At 75.9% G+C, this 3,635-nt stretch carries 4 protein-coding genes; 3 read left to right on the top strand and 1 reads right to left on the bottom strand.

Translation table 11 applies throughout. The features are described 5' to 3' along the window. Positions 1-154 (top strand): DUF6296 family protein (locus ABD323_RS31500; protein WP_344445470.1); only part of this gene is annotated, 154 nt, incomplete at its 5' end. A 236-nt stretch (positions 155-390) separates the two neighbouring features. Here ABD323_RS31500 and ABD323_RS31505 read toward each other — a convergent pair. Next, complete coding sequence (locus ABD323_RS31505; protein WP_344445449.1) at positions 391-972, bottom strand: hypothetical protein; 582 nt, start codon at positions 970-972, stop codon at positions 391-393. A gap of 81 nt (positions 973-1,053) precedes the next feature. On the opposite strand from ABD323_RS31505, the gene ABD323_RS31510 reads away from it, so the two are divergent. After that, positions 1,054-2,058 (top strand): endonuclease/exonuclease/phosphatase family protein, encoded by a 1,005-nt coding sequence (locus tag ABD323_RS31510; protein WP_344445450.1) that lies wholly within the window; start codon positions 1,054-1,056, stop codon positions 2,056-2,058. A 153-nt stretch (positions 2,059-2,211) separates the two neighbouring features. Further along, positions 2,212-3,444 carry an ABC transporter substrate-binding protein gene (locus ABD323_RS31515; protein WP_344445451.1) on the top strand — a complete coding sequence of 411 codons (1,233 nt, stop codon included), beginning with the start codon at positions 2,212-2,214 and terminating at the stop codon, positions 3,442-3,444. The last annotated feature ends 191 nt before the right edge of the window (positions 3,445-3,635 follow it).

The following is a 3,635-nucleotide window of genomic DNA, read 5'->3' on the forward strand; positions in this document are numbered from 1 at the left end:
CCCCGGGCCCACCGCCCCCGGCGCCCACCCGATCTACACCGACGCCTCGGGGATCGTGCGGGCCGAGATCAGTGACCGCGGCGAGGTGCGGATGCTGGCCAGCGGCGGCCAGCAGACCCAGCGCCCGCCCCTCGGCATCCGCCCACTGCCCTGAGCCCCCGCCCTGCCGCACAGCAGCGCCGCACCACCGCCGGACCAGGAGAGCACGATGGCTTCCGTCCCCGTACCGCCCGACCCGGACATCGGGCCACCCCCCACCCCCGAACCGTCCCCCGTCCCACCCACGCCGCCGCCGGACGAACCACGCCCGGCACCGCCCCTGCCGCCCGACCCGGCCCACCCCGACCACGACCCGTCCCCGGAGCCCCTGCGGCCGGCCGGCGACCGGACCTAGGGCGCGGGCCGCCGGACCTCCAGGACCACCGCCGTGCCGCCGACCGGCCGGCCCTCGTGCAGGGTGATCACCTGCCCGGGCCGAAGGTGCCGCCACTGCGCGGGGTCGAGCGGCGCGAGTCGGACCGTGGCGCGCCCGCCCGGCTCCAGGAGGGGCGTGGACTCCACCCAGAGGCCCGCGATGTTCTGGGCCGGTCCGCCGGTCGGGGACCGGTTCCCGATGTCCCACATCGGTCGCAGCACACCCGCGCCGGAGATCGGGGTCCGCCGGCCCCCCTCGCCGGCCGGGAGGAGGGTGAGGTCGGCGCGGATGACTCCGTGGCGGGTCTCGTAGCCGCGCCAGTGGCACCAGGCCGCGCTCCGCTCGAACCCGAGTTGCTCGGCGGCCGAGGCCAGCGCCTGCCAGGAGCCGGGCGGCAGCGGCCGGACCGCGCCGAGCTCCTCCAGCAGCCCGAGCGCCACGTCCCACTCGTCCTGGCTCAGGTGCTCCCAGAGGTCGTCGAGGGTGAGGTCGTTCCCGGTGGCGAGCGCCTCGGGGACCAGCAGGGAGGCGCCTTCCAGCAGTTCGCGGATGTCCATGGCCCGATTCTGGACCACCGGAACCGGCCGCCGTGAACGGGCGTCTTCAGCCGAGCCGGACGGGGTGAGGGGCGGGCAGGCGTGCGGGAAGCAGGGCGAGCAGGCGTGCCGGCGGCGGCCACCCGGACCGGGCGGCGGTCCGGGTGGCCGCGCCGGGTGGTGCTGGTGCTCTGCCGGATCGGCCTGGCACTGGGGTGCCTCCTCGCGCTGGTGCGCTGGACCGGCTGGGACGACGGGACGCCGCTCGCGCTGCTGGTCCCGGTGCTTCCCTACGCGACGGCCGGCGCGGTGCTGATGCTGCTGACCGTGGTGGCGCTGCGCTCCTGGCGGCCGGCGGCGGGCGCCGCCGTCCTGGTCCTGGTGGAGCTGTGCTGGCTGGTGCCCGGCTTCGTGCCGCGGGGCGTGGCCGTGCCGGCCGGCGCGCCGCGGCTCACGGTCGCCACCGTCAACACGCACGTGGCCGGGATGGACGCCGCGGCGCTGGTCGCGCTGGTCCGCCGCGAACACGTCGACGTACTGGCCGTCGAGGAGCTGACGACCACGGCCGTCCGCGACCTCGACGCCGCGGGCCTGGCCGCCCTGCTGCCGTACCGCGAGGTGCACCCGGAGGCGGGCTCCGGCCTCTACGCGCGGCTGCCGCTGTCGGACGGCGGCGTGCTGCGCCGCGACACCACCTGGCCGCAGCCGACCGCCCGGGTGACCGTCGCCGGACGCGTGGTGCGGCTGGTCGCCGTGCACACCTTCTACCCCCTGGGCGACCCCGGGCGCTGGGCCCGGGACCTGGCGGCGCTGCGCGCGGAGCTGGCGGCCGACGGCCCGGACACCGTCCTGCTCGGCGACTTCAACGCCACCCTCGACCATGCGCCGATGCGCCGGCTGCTGGACGCCGGGCTGCTCGACGCGGCGGCCGAGCTGGGGCACGGCAGGGCCCCCACCTGGCCGGCCGACCGGGCCCCGCTGCCGCCCCTGCTCCAGCTGGACCACGTCCTGCACGGCAGCGGGCTGGCCGCGGTGTCGACCGGCGCGCACACCCTCCCCGGCACCGACCACCGGGCCGTGGTCGCCGAGTTGGCCCTGCTGCCCTGACCGCGCGGCCCGCGCGGGTCACTCGGGCCGTCCGCATCCCGCCTGCTGTTACCCGGCCGTCCGCCTGACGTTCAACCGCTGTATCTCCCTCCTTGTGCCGTGGCGGATTTGCTGAGCCGATCATCGACGCCGCAGTTCGAGGAAGGCACCCGCATGACCAGCTGGACCCGGCCAGGGAGCGCGATCGCCACGATCGCCCTGCTCCCCGCCCTGCTCGCGACCTCCGGGTGCGGTGACTCGGCGAGCGCAGCCGGCGCCGACTACGCGGTGATGACCTGGTCCCCGTCCGGCACCGGTGCCTTCGACCGCAGCGGGGTGACCGCGCTGGCCGAGGTCATCGGCAAGGACGTGAACGCCAAGGGCGGGCTCAACGGGCACCACCTGCGGGTGATCACCTGCAACGAGCACAACACCGTGGACGGCGGCAACGCCTGCGTGCGGCAGGCGGTGGACAACAAGGTGATCGCCGTCATCGGCTCCTACAGCCTCAACAGCGACAGCCTGCTGCCCGGCCTGGAGGCGGCCAAGATCCCGTACATCGGCGGATACGGCCTGTCCGGCGCCGAGTTCAGCAGCCCGCTCTCGTACCCCGTGGCCGGCGGCACCCCCTCGCTGATCGCCGGCAACGGCCGCCAACTGGTCGCGGCCGGCTGCCGGACGATCGCGCTGGTCCGCCCGGACACCGAGGCCGGCGACACGCTCACCGGATACCTCGGCAGCGCGCTGCGGCCCGACGGGGTCAAGCTGGTGGACGTCAAGGTCAGCGAGAAGGCCCCCGACTACGGCGACGCGGCCCGCAAGGCCCTCGGCGACGACCGCCCGGGCACCTGCGCGAGCCTCGCGCTCGCCCCCGAGCAGACCGCGAAACTCCTCGACGCCTACCGGAAGTTGGCCCCCAAGCACACGCTGCTGGGCGCGGAGATCGGCAGCGTCCCGCAGTCCGTCGTGGGCCCGCAGGGCGGCGGCGACGGCCCGTTGAACAACGCGTACGTGACGGGCTGGTACCCGCCCACCGCCTCGCGCGCCTGGGACGCGCTGCGCGTCATGCTGGGCAGCGACAACCGGGTCGACCCCTCGGACCTCGCGGTGCAGACCACCTGGGTCGCCTACCAGGTCTTCCTCCAGGCCGCCGAACGCCTGCGGGCCGCCGGCACGCCGCTGACCAGCAAGTCCCTGCGCGACCAGCTGGACAGCGAGGACTCGCTCGACACCGGGGGCGTCACCCCCCGGCTGAGCTGGAGCGAGATGCTGCCGAGCGGTGACTCGCCGCGGCTGGTGAACACCTGGGTCACCTACCAGCAGGTGAAGGGCGGTCAGCTGGTGGAGCAGCAGAGCGGCTTCCTGGACATGCGCTGGGTGCTGACCGGGGGCAAGCCGCCGCAGTGAGGGCGAGCGCCGCCGCGCGCGGCGTTACGGCTCGGCCCGGTGCAGGGCCAGCAGCAGGCGCCAGACCCGCCGCGAGAGCTCGTCCGCGTCGCCGGGGACCAGCCCGTGCAGCCAGTCGGCCAGCACGCCGCTGAAGGTGCCGGCGACCGCGGCCGCCACCCGCGCCCGCGGCTGCGACCAGGCTCGGCCGG

Origin of the sequence: Kitasatospora nipponensis (assembly GCF_039528135.1) — a bacterium.
Taxonomy (GTDB): domain Bacteria; phylum Actinomycetota; class Actinomycetes; order Streptomycetales; family Streptomycetaceae; genus Kitasatospora; species Kitasatospora nipponensis.